This window comes from Pyxidicoccus trucidator (assembly GCF_010894435.1).
GTDB lineage: Bacteria > Myxococcota > Myxococcia > Myxococcales > Myxococcaceae > Myxococcus > Myxococcus trucidator.
This window is the reverse complement of the sequence record NZ_JAAIXZ010000007.1, coordinates 305,133-326,691: the sequence shown is the minus strand read 5'-3', so window position 1 is coordinate 326,691 and position 21,559 is coordinate 305,133. Positions and strand designations below refer to the sequence as shown.

Here is a 21,559-nt window from a genome sequence, read left to right as displayed (position 1 = left end):
GCGTCAGTCCGCGGGCTGCTCGGGCAGCGTGGCCGGCTCGTCGGCGCGGCCCACGCTCGGAAGCCTGGGCACGTACAGCGGCCGCTCCAGCCGCTCCCGCTCCCACGCGCCCAGGTCCGCACAGGCGTCGTAGGTGCTCTGGAGGAAGTCGAGCAGGAAGGCCTTCGGGTCCTCGGCGCGCCGGACGTCGTCGTAGGCCAGCAGGTACTCCTTCAAGGCGGGGGGGTAGGCGGCGACGGACGGACGGACGCTGGCGGTGGAGAAGCCCTTCGGCTCCGGTGAGGCGTAGCAGTAGAAGGCGGCCCCCTTCGTCTCCGGGGTGCCGGGCCAGAAGCCCGCGCTGCAGACCTCCTCGCAGTACGACTCGCGGGTGACGACGTCTGCCCCGGGTCGCTCCGGCGCGGGGCGCCCGGAGAAGCGCGTCACCGCCAGGTCGAAGCTCCCCCAGAAGAAGTGCACCGGGCTGCACTTGCCCGTGAAGCGCGCCCGGAACTCCTCCAGCACCACCGAGGACTGGAGCAGCGCCCGCCACCAGCGGTGGACGTACTCCGGCTGGTAGGTGGCGTGGTGCCGGTCCTCGCCGAAGGGGGTGGTGTCATCGGGAATCTCGACGGGCGTCTCCCAGATGCGCACCTCGACGCCCAGCGAGCGCAGCGTCGCCATGACGTCCCGGTAGAAGTCCGCGACGGGCCGGGACTCCAGCCCGAGTACCCGCGTGTCTCCCCGGCTCGTGCGGAAGAGCAGCTCATGCGCGAGGAAGTCGAAGTCCACCTCGAAAGCGCCGTGCCCGTAGGGGATGAGCCCCGTCGTCAGCCCGCGCGCCGCCACCCGGAAGGTGACGTTCCAGAAGTGGTTCTCCAGCGGCGTCAGCGCGAGTTTGACCTTCCCGAGAATCTGCGTGTACCGGTGCAGCGTGGCGTAGCTGTCCCGCCACACCTCCAGCGGCAGCTCCGGCCATGCGTCCTCCCGCGTGTCCACCCCAGGCGTCGAAGCGAAGGCCATGCAGCCCCTCCCCACAGGTCCGCATTGAGGATGAGGCCGCGCCCACGCCCGTGCCATGCGGCCCGCCCGAGGCCGCACGCCGTGAAGACGGGAAGCGGAGCGACAGGCCCCGCGTGTCCCCGAGACGACACACGGATGCCCGACATGGGCGGAGGACGCTCCGTCAGAGCAGGCGGCTTCTTCGCCGAGGCCCAACGAGCCGCTCGTGAGCAGGCAGCAGCTGCGCTGAGGACTGACGGGTGCGACGAGCCCTGCCATGAGCAGCCAGCGGATGGCCACTCGCCTCCCGGAGCTTTGGGAGCGTGCCTGGGCGGCCCCTGGCTCCAGCCAGGGTTGCCAGCGCCGGCCACCTCGCCGAGGTCACCACGGGGCGCGGGCAGCCAGCCCAGCGCCCACCATGGGAGCCCGAACCAGCTACTTCTGCGCGAGCGCGCTGTCGATGGCCGCCTTGAGCTCGGCGCTCTCCGGCGTCACCGAGCTGGGGAAGGCGGCCTTCACCTGGCCATCCTTGCCCACCACGTACTTGTGGAAGTTCCACTTCGGCGCCGGGTGGTCCTTCGCCAGGAAGGCGTACACGGGCGACTGGCCGTCACCCTTCGTCTTCACCTTCTCGAACATGGGGAAGGTGACCTTGAAGCGCAGCTCGCAGAACTTCTTGATCTCCTCCGCGCTGCCCGGCTCCTGGCCTCCGAAGTCGTTGGAGGGGAAGCCCGCCACCACCACGCCCTTGTCCTTGTACTCCTGGTACAGCTTCTCCAGGCCCGCGTACTGCGGCGTATAGCCACACTCGGACGCGGTGTTCACCACCAGGACCACCTTGCCCTGGTAGCCGGAGAGCTTCTCGGGCTTCCCGTCGAGACGGTTGGCCGACAAGTCATGAAGGGACATGGGTTTCGTCTCGCTCTGGGGCTCGGCCTTTGAGGCCGGAGGCGGGGGGGAGGGCTTCTTGGACGTGTCCGCGGCGAGCGCCGGAGTGACGGCGAGCGCCGCGGCCAGGGTCAGGGTGTGGAGGGTTCTCATGCCGCCGCAAGGATGCCGAAGAGCCTCCCGCGTTTCACGCCCTTCTCGCCGAGGCCCGGGGCCGTGTGTCCTCACCGGAAAAGAGCGACTTGAGCACCCGGCCGGTGGGCGTCTTCAGCTTCGCCACCTCCCGGGGCGTCCCCGTTCCGACGATGTGGCCCCCTTCCTCGCCGCCCTCCGGCCCCAGCTCCACCACGTGGTCCGCCGCGCCGATGACGGACGGGTGGTGCTCGATGACCACCAGCGTGTCCCCGCGGTCCACCAAGCGGCCCAGGAAGGTAATCAGCTTCTCCACGTCGCCCAGGTGCAGACCCGTGGTGGGCTCGTCCAGGACGTAGAGTGTGGGCTCGTGGCGCGTGGTGGCCGTCAGCTCCGCGGCCAGCTTCAGCCGCTGCGCCTCGCCGCCCGACAGGGTGTTGGAGCCCTGACCGAGCTGCAGGTAGCCCACGCCGAGGTCGGCCAGGCACTCCAGCGGCGCGGCCACCCGGGGCAGCGCGCGGAAGACGTCCTTCGCCTCGTCGGCGGACAGGCGCAGCACGTCGCCGATGCTCAGCCCGTTGTAGCGGACCTCCAGCGTGGCCGCGTCGAAGCGCGCGCCGTTGCACGCCTCGCACGGCGTCACCACGTCCGGCAGGAAGGACATCTCATGGGAGATGGCGCCCTGCCCCTCGCACGCCGAGCACCGGCCGCCCTGCGCCGAGTTGAAGGAGAAGCGCGTCGCGTTGAAGCCGCGAATCTTCGCCTCGGGCGTGGCCGCGAAGACGCGCCGCAGCTCGTCCCAGATGCCCAGGAACGTCGCCGGCACCGAGCGCGGCGTGCGGCCGATGGGCGACTGGTCCACCGACAGCACCCGCTTGATGGACTCCACCCCGCGCAGCGAGTCGAACGCCCCCGGCTTCACCGTCACCAGCTCCAGCGCCTCACGCAGCGCCGGGTACAGCACCTGACGAATCAGCGTGCTCTTGCCCGAGCCGGACACGCCCGAGACGACGTTGAGCCGCCCCACCGGCAGCCGCAGGTCCACGCGCTTGAGGTTGTTGGCGCGCGCGCCCTTCAGCTCCAGCCACTGCTTCGGCTCGCCACGTCCGGACGGAGGCCGCACCTGCGCCGCCTTCAGCGCCTGGGCCGTGGGCGAGTCCCCCTCCAGCACCACGTCCGGCGGCCCCTCCGCGAGGATGTGCCCGCCGCCGCGCCCGCCCGTGGGGCCCAGGTCCAACAGGTGGTCCGCCGCGCGGATGGTGTCCGAGTCGTGCTCCACGACCAGCACCGTGGAGCCCGTGGCCACCAGCGCGCGCAGGTTGTCCAGCAGGCGGTGCGTGTCGCGCGGGTGCAGGCCGATGGTCGGCTCGTCCAGCACGTACATGGCGCCCGTGAGGCCCGCGCCCAGCTGCGCGGACAGCCGCAGCCGCTGCATCTCCCCGCCCGACAGCGAGCCCGCGTTGCGGTCCAGCGAGAGGTAGCCCAGGCCCACGCGCTCCAGGAACTCCAGGCGCCGCAGCAGCTCCTGACGGGACTGCTCGCCAATCAGCGCCCTGTCTCCCTTGAACTTCCACGTGCGCACGCGCGCCAGCGTCGAGGCCACCGACTGCTGCACCACCTCGTGGTAGCGCGCGGACTCCAGCCGCACGCCGCGCGGCACCGGGGCCAGCCGGCTGCCGTCACACGTGCGGCACGGCGCCGTCTCACCCTCGGCCATCGCCTCCGCGCCACCCTGCACGCCGGTGCCCTCGCACGACTCGCAGCGGCCCTGCTTCGTGTTGAAGGAGAACCAGCGCGGGTCCAGCTCCGGCACGGCGGTGCCGCACTTCGGGCAGGTGCGCTCGGTGGACAGGAGCGTCTCACCCTTCCCGCCGCCCACCTTCAGCGCGCCCTGGCCCCAGCCCAGCGCCTTGTCGAAGACGTCGCGCGGCAGCTTCGCCAGCTTCCCCTCGTACATGACGAGGTCGATGTCGTGCTCGCGCGTCTTCGTCAGGCGCGGCGGGTCGTCCGTGGAGGCGAGCTTCCCGTCGACAATCGCCTGGGAGATGCCCCCCCGCGCCGCCGCCGCGAAGACGTCCAGGTACGTGCCCTTGCGCGCGCGCACCGCCGGCGCCAGCACCGTGCCCTCGCCCTTCATGCCGGTGAGCTGCGCGTACAGCACGTCCGGCGTCGTCGATGCGATGGGCGAGTCGTCGCGCGGGCAGTGCGGCTCGCCCAGCTTGGCGAACAGCAGCCGCAGGTAGTGCGCCACCTCGGTGACGGTGGCCACCGTGCTGGTGGCGCCCGCGCGCGAGGTGCGCTGCTCCAGCGCCACGGAGGGCGGCAGCGAGCCGATGCGCTCCACGTCCGGCCGGGGCATGGTGGGGAGGAACTGGCGCGCGTACGGGCTCAGCGTCTCCAGGAAGCGCCGCTGGCCTTCCGCGAACACCACGTCGAACACCAGCGAGCTCTTGCCCGAGCCGCTCGGCCCCGTCACCACCGTCATCTTCCCGAGCGGAATCCTGCAGGACACGTCCTGCAGGTTGTGCTCGCGCGCGTGCTCCACCTCAATGGCGGGCACCGCGTCCTTCCCTGGCTTGCGCAGCTTCACCGAGCGGCCCAGCGGCTTGTGCTCGCCCCGCAGCGCCTTCGCGGTGGCGCCGTCCGCGCGGGCCACGTCCTCCGGGGTGCCCTCGGCCACCAGCCGGCCGCCGTCGCGCCCGCCCACCGGCCCCAGGTCGATGACCCAGTCCGAGCCCTTCATCACCGACACGTCGTGGTCCACGACGAGGACGCTCGCGCCCCGGTCCACCAGCTCGTGCAGCGCGGCGATGACGTGGCGCACGTCCTCCGCGTGCAGGCCGGCGCTGGGCTCGTCGATGAGGAAGAGCGTGCCCTTCGCGTTGCTGGCCAGCGCGCGCGCCAGCTTCAGCCGCTGCGCCTCGCCGCCCGACAGCGTGGACAGGGGCTGCCCCAGCGGCAGGTAGCCCAGGCCCAGCCGCGCCGCCGGCCCCAGCGTGCGCTGGAGGGCCGAGTCGTCGCCGAAGTGCTGGAGCACCTCCGCCACCGTCATCTCCAGCACCTGCGCCACGCTGAAGCCCTGGTGGCGGACGGCGAGCACCTCTTCCTTGAAGCGCCGGCCCCGGCACGCCGCGCACAGCAGCGCCACGTCCGCGAGGAACTGCATCTCCACCGTCTCGTAGCCCTCGCCCGAGCACGCCTCGCACCGGCCCTTGTCCACGTTGAAGGAGAAGTGCGCCGGGGTGAGGCCGCGCACCTCCGCGTCCGGCTCCGCGGCGAAGCGCTCACGCAGCCTGTCCCACGCCTTGGTGTACGTGGCCGCGTTGCCACGCGACGTGCGCCCCAGCGGGGACTGGTCCACGAAGGTGACGTCCTCCACCGCCTCCATCCCCTCCAGCGCCTCCACCGCGCCCGGGGCCTCCACGTCCTTCACGCCCAGCCGCCGCGCCAGGTGCCGGTAGAGCACCTCGTCCATGAGCGTGCTCTTGCCCGAGCCGCTGGGCCCCGTAATCGCGCACAGCACGCCCAGCGGGACGCGCACGGACAGGTCCTTCAGGTTGTGCTCGCGCGCGCTCCGCACCACCAGCTCGCCCTTGCGCTGGCGCGGCGTCCGCTTCGTCTCGCCGCTTCCCGCCAGCAGCCGGCCAGTGGGCAGGTCCGCCTTCTTCGCCAGCGCCTCGGGGGTGCCGTCGAAGCACAGCCGCCCGCCCTGCTTCCCCGCGCCGGGGCCCAGCTCCAGCACGCGGTGCGCGGAGCGGATGACCAGCGGGTCATGCTCGATGACCAGGGCGATGTTGCCGCGGTCCGCCAGCTCGGCGATGGCCTCCGTCAGCGGCGGCACGTCGCCCGGGTGCAGGCCCACGGTGGGCTCGTCCAGCACGAAGAGCGCGCCCGTCAGGGACGTGCCCAGCGCCGCCGTGAGGGACACGCGCTGCGCCTCGCCGCCCGACAGCGTGCGCGCGGGCCTGTCCAGCGTGAGGTAGCCCAGGCCCACCCGCTGCAGGTAGCGCAGGCGCCCCGCCAGCTCGCGCCGGGCGAGGTCGCCCTGGCCGGTGGTGGTGCGCAGCGCCTCCAGCCGCGCCAGCGCGTCCGTCAGCTCCAGCCCGTGCCACGAGGGCAAATCCAGCCCGCCCACCCGGTACGCGCGCGCCTGCTCGTTGAGCCGCGCACCGCCGCAGTCGGTGCACAGTGAGTAGGCGCGGTAGCGGGCCAGCAGCACGCGCACGTGCATCTTGTACGTGCGGCCCTCCATCCACCGGAACCACGCGCGCACGCCCGGGTACGCACGGCCATCGTCGTAGTCCCCCTCGCCCTCCAGCACCAGCTCCCGCTGCTCCGGCGTCAGCTCCGCCCAGGGCTTGTCCATGGAGATGCCCCGCGCCCGGCACCAGCGCTGGAGCATGCCGCGCTCCCACGACGTGGACTGGCCGGACCAGGGACGGATGGCGCCCTTCGACAGGCTCAGCGCCGGGTTGGGAATCACCTTGCCCCAGTCGATGCCGATGGTGCGGCCGAAGCCGCGACACGGGGCGCATGCACCCACCGGCGACTGGTAGCTGAAGAGGCCGGGCCGCGCGGGCTCGAACTCCTTCGCGCACTTCGGACACACCAGGCCCCGGCGCAGCCGGTGGGGCGTCTGGCCGGGAATGAAGGCCAGCGCCTCGCCGTCCGCGCGCGCCCACGCGTCCTCCAGCGCCTGCGTCACGCGAGACAGCTGCGCGTCCGCCAGCTTCACCCGGTCCACCACCACGCGCGCCACGCCCGCCGGGTCCGTGGCCTCGGAGGGCTTCAGGGACTCCAGCTCCTTCACCTCGCCCTGCACCACCAGCCGGTGGTAGCCGTCCTTCAGCAGCCGCGCCCGCGCGTCCAGGAACGCCGAGGTGTCGGGGATGCGCACCGGAAAGGTGATGACGGCCTGCGCGTCCGGGTGCTCGCGGATGACGGCCGCCGCCGCCACGCGCGCGTCCGTGCGCACCGCCTCCACGCCACACGTGGCGCACACAGGCACCGCTTCCCGCGTGAAGAGCGCCGAGAGGTACGGCTCCACGTCCGCCAGCGTGGCCACCGTCGAGCGCGAGCTCTTCACCGGGGCGCGCCGGTCCACCGCCACCCCGGCCGCCACCGGCTCGAGCGCGTCCATGGGCGGCCGCTCCAGCCGCTCGAGGAACTGCCGGGCATACGGGCTGAAGCTCTCCACGAAGCGCCGCTGGCCCTCGGCGTACAAGGTGTCCAGCGCCAGGCTGGATTTCCCCGCCCCCGAGACTCCGGTGATGCAGACGAACTCCCCCTCCGCGAGGTCCACGGAGAGGTCCTTCAGGTTGTGCGTGCGGGCGCCTACGAGGTGAGTCTTATGCATGGAGGTCGCAGGTTTAACGAACGGACACTTCGACGCCAACGCCAAGTAGGCCCCAGGTCCAAGCGGCCCCCTCCCGGGTTGGGTGCCGGGCAGGCGGCTGCTAGAAGTAGAACTTCCCGCGACACCAGGAGGTCACCATGTCCGAGGGCCCCGATAGGACGCCTCCCCGGGACGCACTGGTCCTGGCCTCCCCGTCCCTGGTGGTGCTGGAGGTGGAGGGCCGCACCGCGTCCGGCTTCGTGGCCACCGCCGAGGGGCACCTCGTCACCAGCCTCCATGCCGTGTCGGGCGCGCGCAGCATCGGCGCGGTGATGGCCGACGGCGTGCGCTCGGAGGTGGTGCAGGTGGTGGCGCTGGACGAGCGGAGGGATTTGGCCGTCCTGCGGCTGCCCCTGCCAGACATCGTCCCCGCGCTGCCGCTGGTGCCAGGCCCGCTGCCCGCGGAGGGCGACACCGTCTACGTGCTGCGCGCGGTGGGCAGGCCCGCCCCGGAGGTGCGCTCGCAGGAGGTGCGCGCGGTGCAGGTGCTGGGCGACTGGCTCACCCTGCTGGAGCTGACGCGCACCATTCCCGAGGAGTCCTCGGGCGGCCCGGTGCTGGACTCGCGAGGCACCGTGGTGGGCGTGGCCACCGCGGCCCTGGCCAATGGCCGCTCGCTGGGGCTGGTGATTCCCACCCGCTATGTGATGCCCATGCTGCGCGCCACCAGCACGGCGCCGCTGTCCGTGCTGGAGGGCCCCCGGCGGCGGGCGGGCCGCGTGCGCCAGGTGCCGCAGCATCCGCTGAGCGTGCTGGAGGGCGCCTCGCCCGGCACGGTGGAGGCCATCGGCAGCGCCCTGAGCCAGGCCATCAACGTGGGCGCCCCCGCCTACAACCGCGGCGACGTGGAGGCCTGCTACCGGCTCTATGCCCGCACCGCCGAGCAGCTCATCGACGCGCGCGGCGACTGCCCCGGCGCCCAGCGCGCCCTGCGCGACGGGCTGCTGCGCTGCGTCGAGCTGACCGACGCGGATGACCGGGCCTGGGCCCTGCGCGACACCTTCGACGGGCTGCTGGACGTCATCCAGCGCTGGCTGCAGGCACGGCCCCCGACGGCCCCGGGTCGGAAGCCACCGCCCAAGCGGCTCCTCAACTAGGGCCGCCTCAGGGCCCGTCCCACCGCACGCGCAGCGCGTAGCCCGTGGACTGCCGCTCCTGCACCTCCACCTCCGGCGTCACCCGGGTGCGGCGCAGCACGCCCTCCACCACGCCCGCCACGAAGTCCGGCAGCGGGTCCGGGTCCACCACGCGCACGCGCCACTCACGCGCCTGCACCGGCTCCAGCAGCATCTTCATGTCCTCGCGCCCCGCCTTGAGGTACGTGGGCAGCCGCGTCAGGCAGCGCTCCGTGCCCAGCAGCGGTGCCGCCGTGGCGAAGATGCGCCCCACCAGCGTCTGCGCGAAGCCCTCCACGTACTTGTGCCCCAGCGCCCGGTTGGCGGACTCCGGCGACTGCCCCGCGAAGGCGTGGCGCCGGGCCACCCCCAGCGCCGCGCGCCACACCGACAGGGGGTAGTACTCCTGCGTCGAGTCCGCATCGTAGCCGATGTCACGCAGCGACTGGGCGAAGCCGCCCGTGGGCTTCAGCGCGTGGACGAACAGCCCCTCGAAGTTGCGCCGTGGAACCTGCACGGGCATGGGGGGCGGCTTCCTCGGCTCCGTCGCCGGCTCGCTCAGTCCCCTCCGCTCCATGCGTTTCCCCCCTCCAGCACCGCCGGTACACCCCGGTCCGTGGTCCCACTGTACCAGTCCCGCAACTCCCGTGCTTCCAACGGACTGCAACCAACGCTCAGGACACCACACTTTTTCCAACCGGGGGCTCGTGCAACGATGAACCCTTGCATACGAGGAGTCCCATGCGGGTCCTGATCGTCACCCAGGGAGGGGTGGACCTGGCGCCATTGGAGGCCCGGCTGCGGGCGCGTGGGCACACGGCGGTCACCGCTTCGCGCGACGCCGAGGTGCCGGCCACCTGGCGCTCGGGTGCCTGCGCGCTCGTGGTGGTGAACGCGTTCGCCCCGGCCGCCCCCATCCCCCTGCTGCGCGCCCTGCGCAGCCTGCCCGGGGGGGTGGAGGCCGTGGTGATGCTGCTGGGCCCGCGCGCGGCCCTGGGCTCGCTGCACGCGGCCCTGGAGGCCGGCGCGGACGAGGTGCTGGCGTGGCCACCGGACCCGGCGGAGCTGGAGCTGCGGCTGGACCTGGCCGAGCGGCGCTTCACCCGCCGCCTGGGGCGCACGGGCGTGCCCTTCGGGGACGACCTGCGCGACAGCATGCTGTCGGTGTCCCCGGTCCCCACCTCCATCACCACGCTCACCGACGGCCGGGTGGTGGCGGCGAACGAGGCCTACTTCCAGGCCTTCGGCTACTCGCGCGAGGAGGTCATCGGCCGCACCACCGTGGAGCTGCGCCTGTGGGAGCGCCCCTTCGACCGCTCCCAGGTGGTGGAGCGGCTGCGGCGGCACGGCTCGGTGCGCGGGGTGGACGCGCAGTACCACACCCGCACGGGCGAGGTGCGGCACACGCTGCTCTTCATGGGGCTGGTCCCCTACGCGGGCTCGCCGCACATCATCTCCTTCTTCCCGGACATCACCCCGCTCAAGCGCGCCGAGGAGGAGCTGCGGCGCTCGGAGGTGAGCTTCCGCACGCTCATCGAGAGCCTGCCGGACCTGGTGGCCGTCTTCGGGAAGGACGCGCGCGTGCGCTACGCCAACCTCAAGGTGGCCACCGCGCTGGGCTACACGGACGTGCGCGAGCTGCTCGGCAAGCACCTCTCCGACATCATCCCCCCGGAGGACTTCGCCCTGTCGGAGGCCGTGCTGCGCACCGGCCTCGCGGCGCCCCAGGAGCGGCGGCTGCTGCGGCGCGACGGCACCTTCCTCCACGTGGAGTCCACCCACTTCCCGCTGCCCTTCGACGGCACGGACTCCGTGGTCTCCGTGTCGCACGACCTCACGGAGCGCAACCAGATGCAGGCCCGGCTGCTGCTCGCCGAGCGCATGGCGTCGGTGGGCACGCTGGCGGCCGGCGTGGCGCATGAAATCAACAACCCGCTGGCGTACCTCTCGGCGAACCTGGCCTTCGCGCGCGAGGCGCTGGGCGAGCTGCTGGGGGACGGCGCGCGGGGCCTGGAGCCGAGGCTGGTGGGCTCGGTGTCGGACGCGCAGTCGGCGCTGGCCGAGGCGCAGCAGGGCGCGGACCGGGTGCGCACCATCGTCCGCGACTTGAAGACGTTCAGCCGGGTGGACTCGACGGACAACGTGGAAGTGGACGTGCGGCAGGTGCTGGAGTCCACGCTGAACCTGGCGACCACGGAAATCCGCCACCGCGCGCGGCTGGTGAAGCACTTCGGCGAGGTGCCCCCGGTGCGCGCCAACGAGTCGCGGCTGGGCCAGGTGTTCCTCAACCTGCTGGTCAACGCGGCCCAGGCCATTCCCGGCGGCGCGCCGGAGCGGCACGAAATCCGGGTGGCCACGCGCGTGGCGAGCAACGGCCGCGTGGTGGTGGAGGTGGCGGACACGGGCACGGGCATCGCCTCCGAGCACCTGCCGCGCCTGTTCGACCCGTTCTTCACCACCAAGGAGCCGGGGGTGGGCACCGGCCTGGGCCTGTCCATCTGCCACAGCCTCGTCGCGGCGCTGGGAGGGGAAATCCACGTGGAGAGCGAGCCCGGCAAGGGCTCCACCTTCCGCGTCCTGCTGCACCCGACGGTGCCGGTGCAGAAGGCCCCGGAAACCCCCGCGCCCCCGCCGCCCTCCCTGGAGAAGCGCGGCCGGCTGCTGGTGGTGGATGACGAGCCGCTGGTGTGCACCGCGCTGGGGCGCACGCTGCGGCCCCACCATGACGTGACGCTGTCCACGCGCGCGCAGGAGGCGCTGGAGCGAATCGAGGCCGGGGAGCGCTACGACGTCGTCTTCTGTGACTTGATGATGCCGGGCATGAGCGGCATGGACTTCTACTCGGCCCTGAAGGAGCGCTACCCGGAGCAGGCGCTGCGCGTGGTGTTCCTCACCGGCGGCGCGGTGACGCAGCAGGCCCGCGCCTTCCTGGAGACGGTGCCCAGCCCCCACATCGAGAAGCCCTTCGCCGGCCGGGAATTGCTGTCCCTGGTGCAGGAGCGGCTGCGCCGCGCCCCCATTTCCTGACGGCCCCGGGACACCCCGGCTGATCCACGTCCGGGCCCGCCAGCACTCGCCGTGAGGGGACGCGGCCGTCCACCTGTGGAGGATTTGGACAGCCCGGCTCGAAGGCTGTCCCTCTGCTCCCCAGCCTCCCATTTCACAGCCCCTCCAATCCCGAGACTCCTTGGCGCCGCAACTGGATGGCATTTCCAGGTGCCGGAAATCCCAGGGGATTCAGCCTGAAGAGACCGAGGCACCGGGCGCTGGTACGCGGGTTGCTCATGCCCTGACGCGCTGCACCGCGAGTGTAATGCGCGGCATCAAGTCGGGCGGGTTTCCGAAGGACCGGGGGGTCGTTCGACGTACCGGTTCATTCGGAGGCAACGGGTCGTGAAGGCGTCGAGGCGGAAGTCCTGGAGTGCATGGCTGTGCGCGGCGGTGCTGTCCCTGGCCGGGGCCGCCCCCGTGGCCGCCGCTCCCGCGAAGCCGGGTGCCTCCGCGCCGGCGAAGGCCTTCACCGCCAGCACCGTGGTGGAGCGCGCCAGGGCCCTGGCCGCCCGCCCCTACCAGGAGCCCCGGCAGTCCCTGCCCGAGGCCTACGCGCGGCTGTCCTACGACGCGTACCGGGACATCCGCTACCGCAACGACAAGGCGTGGTGGCGCGACGAGGGGCTGCCCTTCCAGGCGCAGTTCTTCCACCCCGGCTTCCTCTACCCCACGCCCGTGGCCGTGAGTGTGGTGAGCAAGGGCCAGGTGGAGCCGGTGCGCTTCTCGCCCGAGTTCTACACCTACGGCACGCTGGTGCCAGCGCCCCCACTGGCGAAGGCGGACGGCTTCGCGGGCCTGCGCCTCACCCACCCGCTCAACCGGGAGGAGCACTTCGACGAGGTGCTGTCCTTCCTGGGCGCCAGCTACTTCCGCGCCCTGGGCCAGGGCAACGTGTACGGGCTGTCCGCGCGCGGAGTGGCCATCGACACCGCGCTGCCGCGCCCCGAGGAGTTCCCCGCGTTCCGCGAGCTGTGGCTGGAGCGCCCGGCGCCCGGCGCGGACCGCGTGGTGGTGCACGCGCTGCTCGACGGCCCCAGCGTCACCGGCGCGTACCGCTTCACCCTCATTCCCGGCGCACGCACCGTCATGGAGGTGGAGGCGACGCTGTTCTCACGCAAGGCCGTGGAGCAGTTGGGCCTGGCGCCGCTGACGAGCATGTACCTCTTCGGCGAGAATGACCGGGGGCCCTCGGACGACTTCCGCCCCGAGGTGCACGACTCGGACGGCCTCTTCGTCTGGACGGGCGAAGGCGAGCAGCTCTGGCGCCCCTTGCAGAACCCCGCGCGGCTGAGCGTCTCCAGCTTCCGCGCCCGTGCCCCGCGCGCCTTCGGCCTGCTGCAGCGGGACACCGTCTTCTCCAGCTACGAGGACCTGGAGGCCCGGTACGAGCTGCGCCCCAGCGCCTGGGTGGAGCCGGTGGGCGACTGGGGCCCGGGCGCCGTGAAGCTGGTGGAGATTCCGACGCCCAACGAGTTCCACGACAACATCGTCGCCTTCTGGGTGCCGGACGCGCCGCTGACGCCGGGCACACCGCTGCGCGTGGCGTACCGCCTGCACTGGGGCGCGGTGGCGCCGTGGCCGGCGACGGCTTCGTTCGTCACCGCCACGCGCATCGCCGCGGGCGACACCGCGGGCGCGCGACGCTTCGTGCTCGACTTCTCGCCCTCGGCCGCCGCGGGGGACGGGCCCGTGGAGGCCGTCATCACCGCCTCGCAGGGCCAGGTGCTGAAGGCCACCGCGCGGCGCCACGAGCCCTCCGGCGGCTGGCGCGCCACCTTCGAGCTGCTGCCCGACGGCAGCGCTCCCACCGAACTGCGCGCGTACCTGCGACGCGGTTCAGAGACTCTCACCGAGACCTGGAGCTACCTGTGGACACCGTGACGACGCTGACCTCCCGCCCCTCCGTCATGCCCGCCTCCGTGTGGGTCAGCCCGGAAACCCGCGTGGCGCTCGACGCCTTCTTCCAGGGCTTCGGCTTCACCTCCACCGAGGACCTGGCCGCGCTCTCCTTCTGGGTACTCGCGGACGCGGAGGCCCACGGCGAGTCGCCCAAGGCCGCCGTGGCCCTGGCCCGCGCGCGCGTGGAGTCGTGGCTGGCGGGCGTCCTGGGCAGGGCGCTCGGAGGCTCGCTGCTGGCCCGGGGCCGCGCGGCCTTCGTCCTGTGCGACGGCGCGCGCCTGGGGGCCCGGCTCCTGCTGCGCGGTGCGGTGCCGGAGGACTTCGCGCGGGCGCTGCGCGCGGCGGTGCCCGTGCCGGCCCCGGCGCAGGTGGCCTCGGTGATGCCCGAGCAGCAGCTGGTGCTCTGGCCCTTCGGTGAGCTGCTCCGCCGCTGGTGGCGCGGGGCGCAGGCCGACGTGTCCGTCTCGCGCTGAAGCCCCGTCCCCTGGAGCCCGCCATGCACGCCCATTCGTTCTCACCCGAGAGCGCCGGCCGGAGGCGCGTTGGCGTCCTGGGCCTGGCCGCCGCGTCCACCCTGCTGGGGACGTGGGAGATGCACCGCCTGCTGAGCGCGCGGGGCACCACCGCGCCCGAGGTGGTGCTGGTGGCCCTCTTCGCCCTGTGCTTCGGGTGGATTGCCCTGTCCTTCTGGACGGCGGTGGCCGGCTTCCTCCAGCTCGCCTTCGGCGGGCGGCTGCCCGGGCTGCGCTGGCCCACCACGGAGGAGGAGGCCACGCGGCTGGCCTCGCGCACCTCGGTGGTGATGCCCATCCACAACGAGGACCCGGCCGCCGTCTTCGCCAACGTGCAGGCCACCTACGAGTCCGTGGCCGCCACGGGACGCCTGGAGGCGTTCGACTTCTACGTGCTGAGCGACTCCACCCGGCCCGAGGCGTGGGTGGCCGAGGAGCTGGCGTGGGCGGACCTGTGCCGCCGGGTGGGCGGCCAGGGGCGCATCTTCTACCGGCGCCGCACGGACAACGCGGGCAAGAAGGCCGGCAACCTCCAGGACTTCTGCGAGCGCTGGGGCCGGCACTACGACTTCACCGTCGTCCTGGACGCGGACAGCCTGATGGATGGCCGCACGCTGGTGAAGATGGCGCGGCTGATGGAGCTCAACCCCCGCACCGGCATCATCCAGGCCCCGCCGCTGTGCGTGGGCCGGAGCACGCTCTTCGCGCGGCTCCAGCAGTTCGCGGGACGCGTCTACGGACCGGTGGTGGCGGCGGGCGCGGCGGCATGGCAGCTGGGGGAGTCCAACTACTGGGGCCACAACGCCATCCTCCGCACCACGGCGTTCATCGAGCACTGCGGCCTGCCCGTGCTGCCGGGACAGCAGCCCTTCGGCGGACACATCCTCAGCCATGACTTCGTCGAGGCCGCGCTGATGCGGCGGGCGGGGTACACGGTGTGGCTGGTGCCGGAGCTGGGTGGCAGCTTCGAGCAACCGCCGCCGAACCTGCTGGCGTACGCGCAGCGCGACAGGCGCTGGTGCCAGGGGAACCTCCAGCACCTGAGCCTCGTCATGGCGGGCGGGCTGCACCCCATCAGCCGGGGGCACTTCCTGATGGGGGTGATGTCCTACGCGGCCTCACCGCTGTGGCTGCTGTTCCTGGTGTCGGGGCTGGTGGCGGCACTGCATGACGGATGGGTGTCGCTGGGGCCCGCGGTATTGAAGGCCGCGGAGCCCAGGTTCGACGCGGACGGCGCGCTGCGGCTGATGAGCGTGTCCATGGGCATGCTGCTGGCGCCGAAGCTGCTGGGGCTGGGACTGGCGCTGGCGCGCGGGCAGGACGCGGCGCGCATGGGCGGACGGGCCCGGCTGGTGGCGAGCGTGCTGGTGGAGAGCGTGCTGGCCACGCTGCTGGCGCCGGTGATGATGCTGTTCCAGTCGCACTTCGTCTTCGGGACGCTGCTGGGCTACCGCGTGTCCTGGACGAGCCAGCAGCGCGAGGACGCGGACCTGCCGTGGGCCGAGGCCGCCCGGCGGCACGCGGTGCATACGGGGGTGGGCGTGGCGCTGGCCGTCGCAGCGTTCCTGCTGTCTCCCGGGCTGCTGGCGTGGCTCGCGCCCGTGGTGGCCGGGCTCGTGCTGTCGATTCCCCTCTCCGTGCTCACCGCGCGCGCGTCGCTGGGCCTGTGGGCAGAGCGCCGGGGCCTGTTCCTGATTCCCGAGGAGACGGAGCCGCCCGGGGTGCTGGAGCGGGCCCAGGACGTCACCGAGACGCACGCGGGGGCCCCAGTGGCGGACGCGGTGGACCACGTGCTCACGGATGCGCGGGCCCATGCGCTTCACCTGGCGCTGCTGGAGTCACAGCCGGGGCCGGAGACCGGGTCCGCGGCGCTGGCTTCCGCGCGGAGGAAGCTGCTGGGCGGCGGCGCGGAGCCCTTGTCCACGCCGGAGAAGGTGGCGGCCCTGCTGGACGCGGGGACGCTGGCGGAGGCGCGGGAGCAGCGGCTGACCCGGGTCGCCTCGTAGGCCGGGCTGACGCGGAACACCGGCCCACCCCGCAGGGCACCGCGGGGACCGGGCCCTTCCGTGCTACGCGAACAGCCGCCGCAGCACGGCCACCATCTGCCCCACGTCAGACGCGCAGGCCATCTCGCGAATCGAGTGCATGGACAGCATGGGGTTGCCCACGTCCACCGTGCGGATGCCGAGCTGCCCCGCCGTAATCGGCCCAATCGTGCTGCCGCAGCCCAGGTCCGTGCGGGTGACGAAGTGCTGCGGCGTCACTCCGGCCTCGCGGCACAGCGTGGTGAAGAACGCCCACGTCTCGCCGTCCGTCGCGTACGACTGGTTGACGTTGGACTTGATGACCGGGCCCAGGCCCATCTGCGGCTGGTGCTTCGGCTCGTGCAGCGACGCGTAGTTGGGGTGCACCGCGTGCGCCATGTCCGCGCTCACCAGGAACGAATTCGCAATCGCCCGGAGGAATGCGTCCGGCCGCCCGTCCGAGTGCGCCAGCGTGATGCGCTCCAGCAGCGCTCGCAGGAACGGGGACGCCGCGCCCTGCGCGCTCCGGCTGCCCACCTCCTCATGGTCGAACAGGATGACGCCGCTGGTGGCCTCGCGCTTCTCGCCGGCGGACAGCAGCGCGGACAGCGCCGCGTGGCAGCTCGCCAGGTTGTCCAGGCGCGGCGCATGGAGGAACTCCCCGTGCGCGCCCGAGCGGATGGAGGGCTGCAAGTCGTAGAGGCACAAGTCGTAGCCGAGGAGGTCCCCTGCCTCCGCCTTCACCCCGCCGCGCGCCAGCTCCTGTACCAGCAGCGCCTTCAGGTCCACCGCGCCCGCGCTCTCCAGGCCCAGCACCGGCACCATGTGCTCCTGCGGGTTCAACTTCAGCCCGTCCGAGTTCACCCCGCGGTTGAGGTGAATCGCCAGGTTGGGCACGCGCAGCAGCGGCCGGGCGAAGTCCACCAGGTACCCCTGGGGCTTGCCCCCCGCCATCACCATGACGCGGCCGGCGAGCGACAAGTCCCGGTCCGTCCAGGTGTGCAGCAGCACCCCGCCATAAATCTCCACGCCCAGCTGCTGGTAGCCGTTCTTCGAGCCCGTCGCGTTCGGCTTCAGCCGCAGGTTGGGCGAGTCCGTGTGCGAGCCGACCAGCCGGAAGCCCGCCCGGTCCACCGGCGTGGTGCCGAGCTGGAAGGCGGCGATGCTGGTGTCCCCACGCGTGACGAAGACGCGCTCGCCCGGCTTCAGCGTCCAGGACTCGCGCTCGTCCAGGACGCGGTAGCCCGCCTGCGTCAGCCGGCGGGTCGTCTCGCGCACCGCATGGTACGGCGTGGGCGAGGCGTCGATGTACTCCAGGAGGTCTCGGGCCAGGGCGTCGGTGTCGGTCGGGCTCATAGGGCGCCCCAAGCTAACGCCGTCCGGCCCCGCCGCCACTCCCGAAAGTCGTCTACCGGGCAGCCGGACGGCCCGCTGGAGCCCCCTTCGGCGCCCCCGCCGGAAGCACCGTGGAGCCGGCCCGCGCCCCCGGCGCCGCGTCCAGGAAGGTGCCCAGCAGCACCCAGCGGCGGGACGTTGCCTCCGCCCCGCGCCGCGCCAGCAGCGGCGTCGTGTAGTGCCAGAAGGGCAACCGGTACACCGTGATTCCGCCCACGGTGCTCACCCGCGTCATCTCGGTGAAGTGCCCGTCCTTCGCGTAGACGAGGTACTGATGGTCCACGCCCGGCATCGTCAGGCTGACGTGCATGTCCACATAGCCGTCGCGGGCCTCGGGCTCCTCGGGGTGGTGGTCATTGTGCGGCCCCGAGTAGTCCCCCGGGCCGTAGCACAACACCTGGATGCCCCACTTGCGCCGCAGCGCGCGCCCCGTCACCGCGGCGGCGAAGGCGGCGAAGCTGTCCGAGCGCATCATGTCCGTGAGGCCCACCGCCTCGGCCGCGCGGTAGGAGCGGGAGCGGCGGTTCTCCAGCAGCGCCGTGCGGTTGCGCACCGTCTTGGGCAGCAGCTCCATGTAGTTCATCGTCATGCCGGAGATGGAGTCATGGGGGATGGGGTCCTCCATGGGCACCAGCGTGTCGCGCAGCGCCGCGTCCAGCGCGTCCCGGCAGGCGGTGGCCTTGCGCAAGTCAATGACGCCCTGGAGCGCCACGAAGGGCCGCTCCGGGTCCAGCAGCGCGCCCGTCACCTCCCGGTCCCTCCCCTCCAGGATGCGACGGCCCTTGGGGGTGAGCAGCTCGGCGAAGTCGGCGGGGAAGGTCTTCCTCATGGGCCGGAACATAGCGGCCCCGCCAGGGAGTGCACGGGCCTTGGGAGCAGTCGGACGCAACCTTTACAGGGAACCTGCGATAATGCCCCGATAAGCCGAACTCTGGAGACCCCCCAGCTCATGGACCCCATCCGCAGCCGTCCCCGCGTCCTCTCCAATCCCACCCCCGCCGCCCAGCCCCAGGCGGGCGCGCAGCAGACCGCTGCTCCGGCGCGGGCGAACGCGGTGGGCCACGCGGGGCTCAGCACCTTCCAGGGCGTCGCCCCGGCTCGCGCCGCCCCGGCGCAGCCGACGCCCGGTGCGTGGCGCGGCGGCCCGGACACCGAGGTGGGCAAGGCCGTCCAGGCCATGTGGACCCGGATGCAGCAGATGCCCGGCAAGGACATCAGCATCAAGGGGGACACGCCGGCGAGCCTGCTGGGCCGCGCCATCCTCGACAGCAAGCACGTGACGAACGAGCAGCTCATCGCCATGTCCAAGGTGTCCCTGGACCAGCTCGCCACGGACCCGGCCACGCGCCAGAAGGTGCTGGACAAGGTGCCCAACGCCCGCGAGCTGCCGGTGCACAAGTTCACGGTGGCCATGCTGTCGGCGGCCACGGGCATCGACCCGCAGAAGCTGTCCGAGGCCTGCCCGGACCTGGGCCTGACGGGCGCGCCGAACACGCCGCTGCTCTACGCTGCCAAGGGCGAGAAGATGCAGCGCTCCACCGCGCTGCACGACTTCACCGACTACCTGCGCGGGGCCGGCATCAAGGGCCTGAACAAGGCCGTGTGGGGCGTGGAGAACCGCATCCTGTCCGCCATCGTCTCCGCCGTGGGCGGCGGGCGCTACTGAGCGACACGCCCACCTCTCGGTGAGCCCCGGGCCGTGGCCTTCCCTGGAAGGTCACGGCCCTTCGCTTGTCGGGCCCTGGGGCCGCTGCCGCGCGGCCTCCAGTCGCTTCGCGCGCACCTTGCCGGCGACGTCCAGCAGCTTCCTGTCCCGCTCCCAGCGCTCGCGCGTGGGCGCGTCCACCCGCTCCCACAGGGGGCCCACCCGCTCCAGGGTCCGCCTCGCCAGCTCCAGCGCCCCGCCGAGCGCCAGGTGCGTGGCGGCGTCCGTCGGGTCCGCCTGGGCCAGTCCCCGCATCATCACCGCCAGCGCGAGCAGCTCCTCGCGCACGGACTCCGGCCAGCCGCTCCGGCGCGCCACCTGGAGCAGCCACCCGAGCAGCGCCAGGTGGACGTGACAGTCCTCCACGGTGCGGAACGGCTTGAGGTAGCGCGCGTACCCGTCACCGAGCAGCACCTCCTCCGGAGCCACGACCACGTCCTCCAGCACCAGCTCCGCGTGTGGAATCTCCGGCACGAAGGGCAGCTCCGGCAGCGCGGTGACGCGGACGCCCGGGCGCTTCGCGCCCACCATCACCATCTTCAGCCGGTTGCGGCCCTGCGCGTCCTGCCCGTCACTGGCCACCACCAGCAGCAGCTCCGCCCGGGTGCCCAGCGTGACGAACGTCTTGGTACCGCTGAGCCTCAGGCCCGAGTCCGTGTCCGTCAGCCGCGTCTGGATGGCGGAGGGGTGCGCGCCGCCCGGCTCCGTGGCGCAGAGCGCGCACGGCCTGTCCTCGGGGAGCATGGGGAACAGCGAGCGGTGCGCGGCCTGGTAGCCGGAAGCGAAGGCATACCCGAGCCGGTCCGCGAGAAAGCCGCCGGCCAGCGCCAGGTCCGCGGGCGCGGGGAAGCGGGACAGCAACTCCAGGTGGCGCCGCCACCACGCGTCGACGGAGTCGAGGGGCAGCGGCTCGGGGGACTCGGTGAGCAGGAAGCGGAGGGCGTCGTTCACGCCCTCCAGTCTACGTCAGGGGACGCGGCCTCAGCCCGCCCGCTTGCGGCTGGCCGTCTTCGTCCGCTTGGACGACTTGCCGGACGAGGCGGGCTTCTTCCCCGCACCCTTCTTGCCGCTCGAGGCCTTGCCCCGGGACTTCGACTGGGACTTCGTCTTCGAGCGGGCCTTCTTCGCCGCTGGCTCCTTCTTCAGCGGCGCGAGGATGGTGCCCCGGCACTTCGGCGAGCCACACCGGCAGACATAGAGCCCCTCGGAGTCCGGGCCCATGTCGTCGGTGCGCTCGTAGGCGTAGTCGTAGACCAGCTCCTCGCCCTCCTCGATGTTGCGGAGGGCGAAGATGTAGATGTGGCCCTTGTCGATGAGGGCCTCGCAGTTGGGCTCACACGAGTGGTTGATGTAGCGCGACTCGTTGTGGACGGTGCCCGCGTCCAGCACGGCATTGTCGTCCAGGTTGAAGAGGAAGGTGTGGTGCCGCTCCATCGCCTCGTCGTCGTAGCGGCGGTCGGCTTCTTCCTGGGTGATGCGCTCGCCGATGTACTCGATGATGCGAGCCCCCTTGCGGATGCGGCGCGTGGCGAAGGCACCCGTGCCCTGGATGGAGGACGGGCGCAGCTCGAAGGGAATCGGCTTCGTGGAAGGAATCAAAGTGGGTGAGGTCATTCGGATGGGTGCGGCCCGGGAGTTCACGTCGGCCAGGACGCTCCGTCAGCGGCGGTGTAGCGTGCACCAGACGGACTCGCGATGAAAGGCACTCGATGATGCGGTGGTGGCTTGTCCTCGGTGCGGTGAACGCTTTCCTGTCCGTGGCCGCGGGCGCCTTCGGCGCGCATGCGCTCAAGGCCCGGCTTCCCCAGGACCTCCTGGTCATCTTCGAGACGGGAGCGCGGTACCACATGTACCACGCGCTCGGGCTCGTGGCGGTGGGCCTGCTGGGGCATTTCCGCCCCTCTCCCCTGCTGTCCGGCGCGGGGTGGGCGATGCTCGTGGGCATCGTCCTCTTCTCCGGCAGCCTCTACGCGCTCGCCCTGTCCGGCGTCCGCGTGCTGGGCGCCATCACCCCGCTGGGCGGCCTGGGCTTCCTCGCCGGGTGGCTGCTCCTCGCCATCGCCGCGTGGCGCAGCACGGGCTGAGCACGGCCCCCGGCGTCACTCCTTCAACGGGGGCGGCAACGGGTAGATGAGGTCCATTTCCTTGTGGTTGCGCAGGCCACAGGCCTCGCGCTGCACCATGAGGTTCCACTTCTGCTTCTCGGCCTCCAGGCGCACCGCCCGGTAGCGGGCGAGGTACCTCGCGCGCTCGGGGCCGGTGCGGGCGCGAACGTCGCGCTCGGCCTGGGCCAACTGCGCCAGCAATTCCTCCAGCTTGTCCCCGGACCGCCGCAGTCCCGTGGCCTTCTCTCGCTGGAAGTCGACCTCGACGGGCAGCAGGGCATTCACGCGGTCATCGCGAGCCATGGCCTCCATCTAACAAGCCCTTTCGTGCCGTGCTCGGCCGGAGGGCGTGGCCTG

16 protein-coding genes are annotated in these 21,559 nt (G+C 72.3%); 7 read left to right on the top strand and 9 right to left on the bottom strand.

From position 1 onward, the window contains the following. Nucleotides 1-3: 3 nt before the first annotated feature. From G4D85_RS21450 to uvrA, 3 genes are all read right to left on the bottom strand, one after another. Nucleotides 4-1,002 carry a DUF5996 family protein gene (locus tag G4D85_RS21450; RefSeq protein WP_240359422.1) on the bottom strand — a complete coding sequence of 333 codons (999 nt, stop codon included), beginning with the start codon at nt 1,000-1,002 and terminating at the stop codon, nt 4-6. Nucleotides 1,003-1,416: 414 nt separating this feature from the next. Then, nucleotides 1,417-2,022 carry a glutathione peroxidase gene (locus G4D85_RS21445; protein WP_164014822.1) on the bottom strand — a complete coding sequence of 202 codons (606 nt, stop codon included), beginning with the start codon at nt 2,020-2,022 and terminating at the stop codon, nt 1,417-1,419. A gap of 34 nt (nt 2,023-2,056) precedes the next feature. After that, a complete protein-coding gene (uvrA, locus tag G4D85_RS21440; RefSeq protein ID WP_164014820.1) occupies nt 2,057-7,357 on the bottom strand; it encodes an excinuclease ABC subunit UvrA in 5,301 nt (1,766 codons plus the stop codon). Nucleotides 7,358-7,494: 137 nt separating this feature from the next. Here uvrA and G4D85_RS21435 point away from each other — a divergent pair, with 137 nt between their 5' ends. Then, complete coding sequence (locus G4D85_RS21435) at nt 7,495-8,493, top strand: S1 family peptidase (protein ID WP_164014818.1); 999 nt, start codon at nt 7,495-7,497, stop codon at nt 8,491-8,493. Nucleotides 8,494-8,500: 7 nt separating this feature from the next. Here G4D85_RS21435 and G4D85_RS21430 read toward each other — a convergent pair whose 3' ends face one another. After that, a complete protein-coding gene (locus tag G4D85_RS21430; protein ID WP_164014816.1) occupies nt 8,501-9,088 on the bottom strand; it encodes a DUF2378 family protein in 588 nt (195 codons plus the stop codon). A 164-nt stretch (nt 9,089-9,252) separates the two neighbouring features. On the opposite strand from G4D85_RS21430, the gene G4D85_RS21425 reads away from it, so the two are divergent. From G4D85_RS21425 to mdoH, 4 genes are all read left to right on the top strand, one after another. Next, on the top strand, nt 9,253-11,538 hold the full coding sequence (locus tag G4D85_RS21425; protein ID WP_164014814.1) for a PAS domain S-box protein: 2,286 nt from the start codon (nt 9,253-9,255) through the stop codon (nt 11,536-11,538). 366 nt (nt 11,539-11,904) lie between these two features. Continuing rightward, nucleotides 11,905-13,443, top strand: a complete 1,539-nt coding sequence (locus tag G4D85_RS21420; protein ID WP_205525642.1) for an OpgD/OpgG family glucan biosynthesis protein — start codon at nt 11,905-11,907, stop codon at nt 13,441-13,443. Then, nucleotides 13,440-13,934, top strand: a complete 495-nt coding sequence (locus G4D85_RS21415; protein WP_240359420.1) for a hypothetical protein — start codon at nt 13,440-13,442, stop codon at nt 13,932-13,934. Before G4D85_RS21420 ends, G4D85_RS21415 begins: the two co-directional genes overlap by 4 nt. A 23-nt stretch (nt 13,935-13,957) precedes the next feature. Beyond that, nucleotides 13,958-15,979, top strand: a complete 2,022-nt coding sequence (gene mdoH / locus G4D85_RS21410; RefSeq protein WP_164014810.1) for a glucans biosynthesis glucosyltransferase MdoH — start codon at nt 13,958-13,960, stop codon at nt 15,977-15,979. Nucleotides 15,980-16,042: 63 nt separating this feature from the next. Here mdoH and G4D85_RS21405 read toward each other — a convergent pair whose 3' ends face one another. Next, nucleotides 16,043-17,353, bottom strand: a complete 1,311-nt coding sequence (locus G4D85_RS21405) for a M18 family aminopeptidase (RefSeq protein WP_164014808.1) — start codon at nt 17,351-17,353, stop codon at nt 16,043-16,045. Nucleotides 17,354-17,405: 52 nt separating this feature from the next. Further along, the gene (locus G4D85_RS21400; RefSeq protein WP_205525641.1) at nt 17,406-18,221 is read right to left on the bottom strand and encodes a hypothetical protein; all 816 of its coding nucleotides are present in this window, start codon (nt 18,219-18,221) and stop codon (nt 17,406-17,408) included. A 120-nt stretch (nt 18,222-18,341) separates the two neighbouring features. Between G4D85_RS21400 and G4D85_RS21395 the strand changes: the two genes are divergently transcribed. Continuing rightward, the gene (locus tag G4D85_RS21395) at nt 18,342-19,058 is read left to right on the top strand and encodes a hypothetical protein (protein ID WP_164014806.1); all 717 of its coding nucleotides are present in this window, start codon (nt 18,342-18,344) and stop codon (nt 19,056-19,058) included. Nucleotides 19,059-19,109: 51 nt separating this feature from the next. Here the strand turns inward: G4D85_RS21395 and G4D85_RS21390 are convergent, their stop codons facing one another. Both G4D85_RS21390 and G4D85_RS21385 read right to left on the bottom strand, forming a co-directional pair. Continuing rightward, complete coding sequence (locus G4D85_RS21390) at nt 19,110-20,048, bottom strand: acyl-CoA dehydrogenase family protein (RefSeq protein WP_164014804.1); 939 nt, start codon at nt 20,046-20,048, stop codon at nt 19,110-19,112. Nucleotides 20,049-20,078: 30 nt separating this feature from the next. Continuing rightward, nucleotides 20,079-20,711 (bottom strand): SET domain-containing protein, encoded by a 633-nt coding sequence (locus G4D85_RS21385; RefSeq protein ID WP_164014802.1) that lies wholly within the window; start codon nt 20,709-20,711, stop codon nt 20,079-20,081. 95 nt (nt 20,712-20,806) lie between these two features. Between G4D85_RS21385 and G4D85_RS21380 the strand changes: the two genes are divergently transcribed. Further along, entirely contained in the window at nt 20,807-21,181 is a 375-nt protein-coding gene (locus tag G4D85_RS21380; protein ID WP_164014800.1) for a DUF423 domain-containing protein, read from the top strand. 15 nt (nt 21,182-21,196) lie between these two features. Here G4D85_RS21380 and G4D85_RS21375 read toward each other — a convergent pair whose 3' ends face one another. Then, nucleotides 21,197-21,505 carry a hypothetical protein gene (locus G4D85_RS21375; protein WP_164014798.1) on the bottom strand — a complete coding sequence of 103 codons (309 nt, stop codon included), beginning with the start codon at nt 21,503-21,505 and terminating at the stop codon, nt 21,197-21,199. Nucleotides 21,506-21,559 lie beyond the last annotated feature (54 nt).

What these genes read in the sequence shown, in the direction of transcription:
- G4D85_RS21400 (WP_205525641.1), bottom strand. Translation starts at nt 18,221, where the DNA reads ATGAGGAAGACCTTCCCCGCCGACTTCGCCGAGCTGCTCACCCCCAAG.
- G4D85_RS21380 (WP_164014800.1), top strand. Translation starts at nt 20,807, where the DNA reads ATGATGCGGTGGTGGCTTGTCCTCGGTGCGGTGAACGCTTTCCTGTCC.
- G4D85_RS21430 (WP_164014816.1), bottom strand. Translation starts at nt 9,088, where the DNA reads ATGGAGCGGAGGGGACTGAGCGAGCCGGCGACGGAGCCGAGGAAGCCG.
- G4D85_RS21425 (WP_164014814.1), top strand. Translation starts at nt 9,253, where the DNA reads ATGCGGGTCCTGATCGTCACCCAGGGAGGGGTGGACCTGGCGCCATTG.
- uvrA (WP_164014820.1), bottom strand. Translation starts at nt 7,357, where the DNA reads ATGCATAAGACTCACCTCGTAGGCGCCCGCACGCACAACCTGAAGGAC.
- G4D85_RS21375 (WP_164014798.1), bottom strand. Translation starts at nt 21,505, where the DNA reads ATGGCTCGCGATGACCGCGTGAATGCCCTGCTGCCCGTCGAGGTCGAC.
- G4D85_RS21395 (WP_164014806.1), top strand. Translation starts at nt 18,342, where the DNA reads ATGGACCCCATCCGCAGCCGTCCCCGCGTCCTCTCCAATCCCACCCCC.
- G4D85_RS21450 (WP_240359422.1), bottom strand. Translation starts at nt 1,002, where the DNA reads ATGGCCTTCGCTTCGACGCCTGGGGTGGACACGCGGGAGGACGCATGG.
- G4D85_RS21405 (WP_164014808.1), bottom strand. Translation starts at nt 17,353, where the DNA reads ATGAGCCCGACCGACACCGACGCCCTGGCCCGAGACCTCCTGGAGTAC.
- mdoH (WP_164014810.1), top strand. Translation starts at nt 13,958, where the DNA reads ATGCACGCCCATTCGTTCTCACCCGAGAGCGCCGGCCGGAGGCGCGTT.
- G4D85_RS21445 (WP_164014822.1), bottom strand. Translation starts at nt 2,022, where the DNA reads ATGAGAACCCTCCACACCCTGACCCTGGCCGCGGCGCTCGCCGTCACT.
- G4D85_RS21385 (WP_164014802.1), bottom strand. Translation starts at nt 20,711, where the DNA reads ATGACCTCACCCACTTTGATTCCTTCCACGAAGCCGATTCCCTTCGAG.
- G4D85_RS21435 (WP_164014818.1), top strand. Translation starts at nt 7,495, where the DNA reads ATGTCCGAGGGCCCCGATAGGACGCCTCCCCGGGACGCACTGGTCCTG.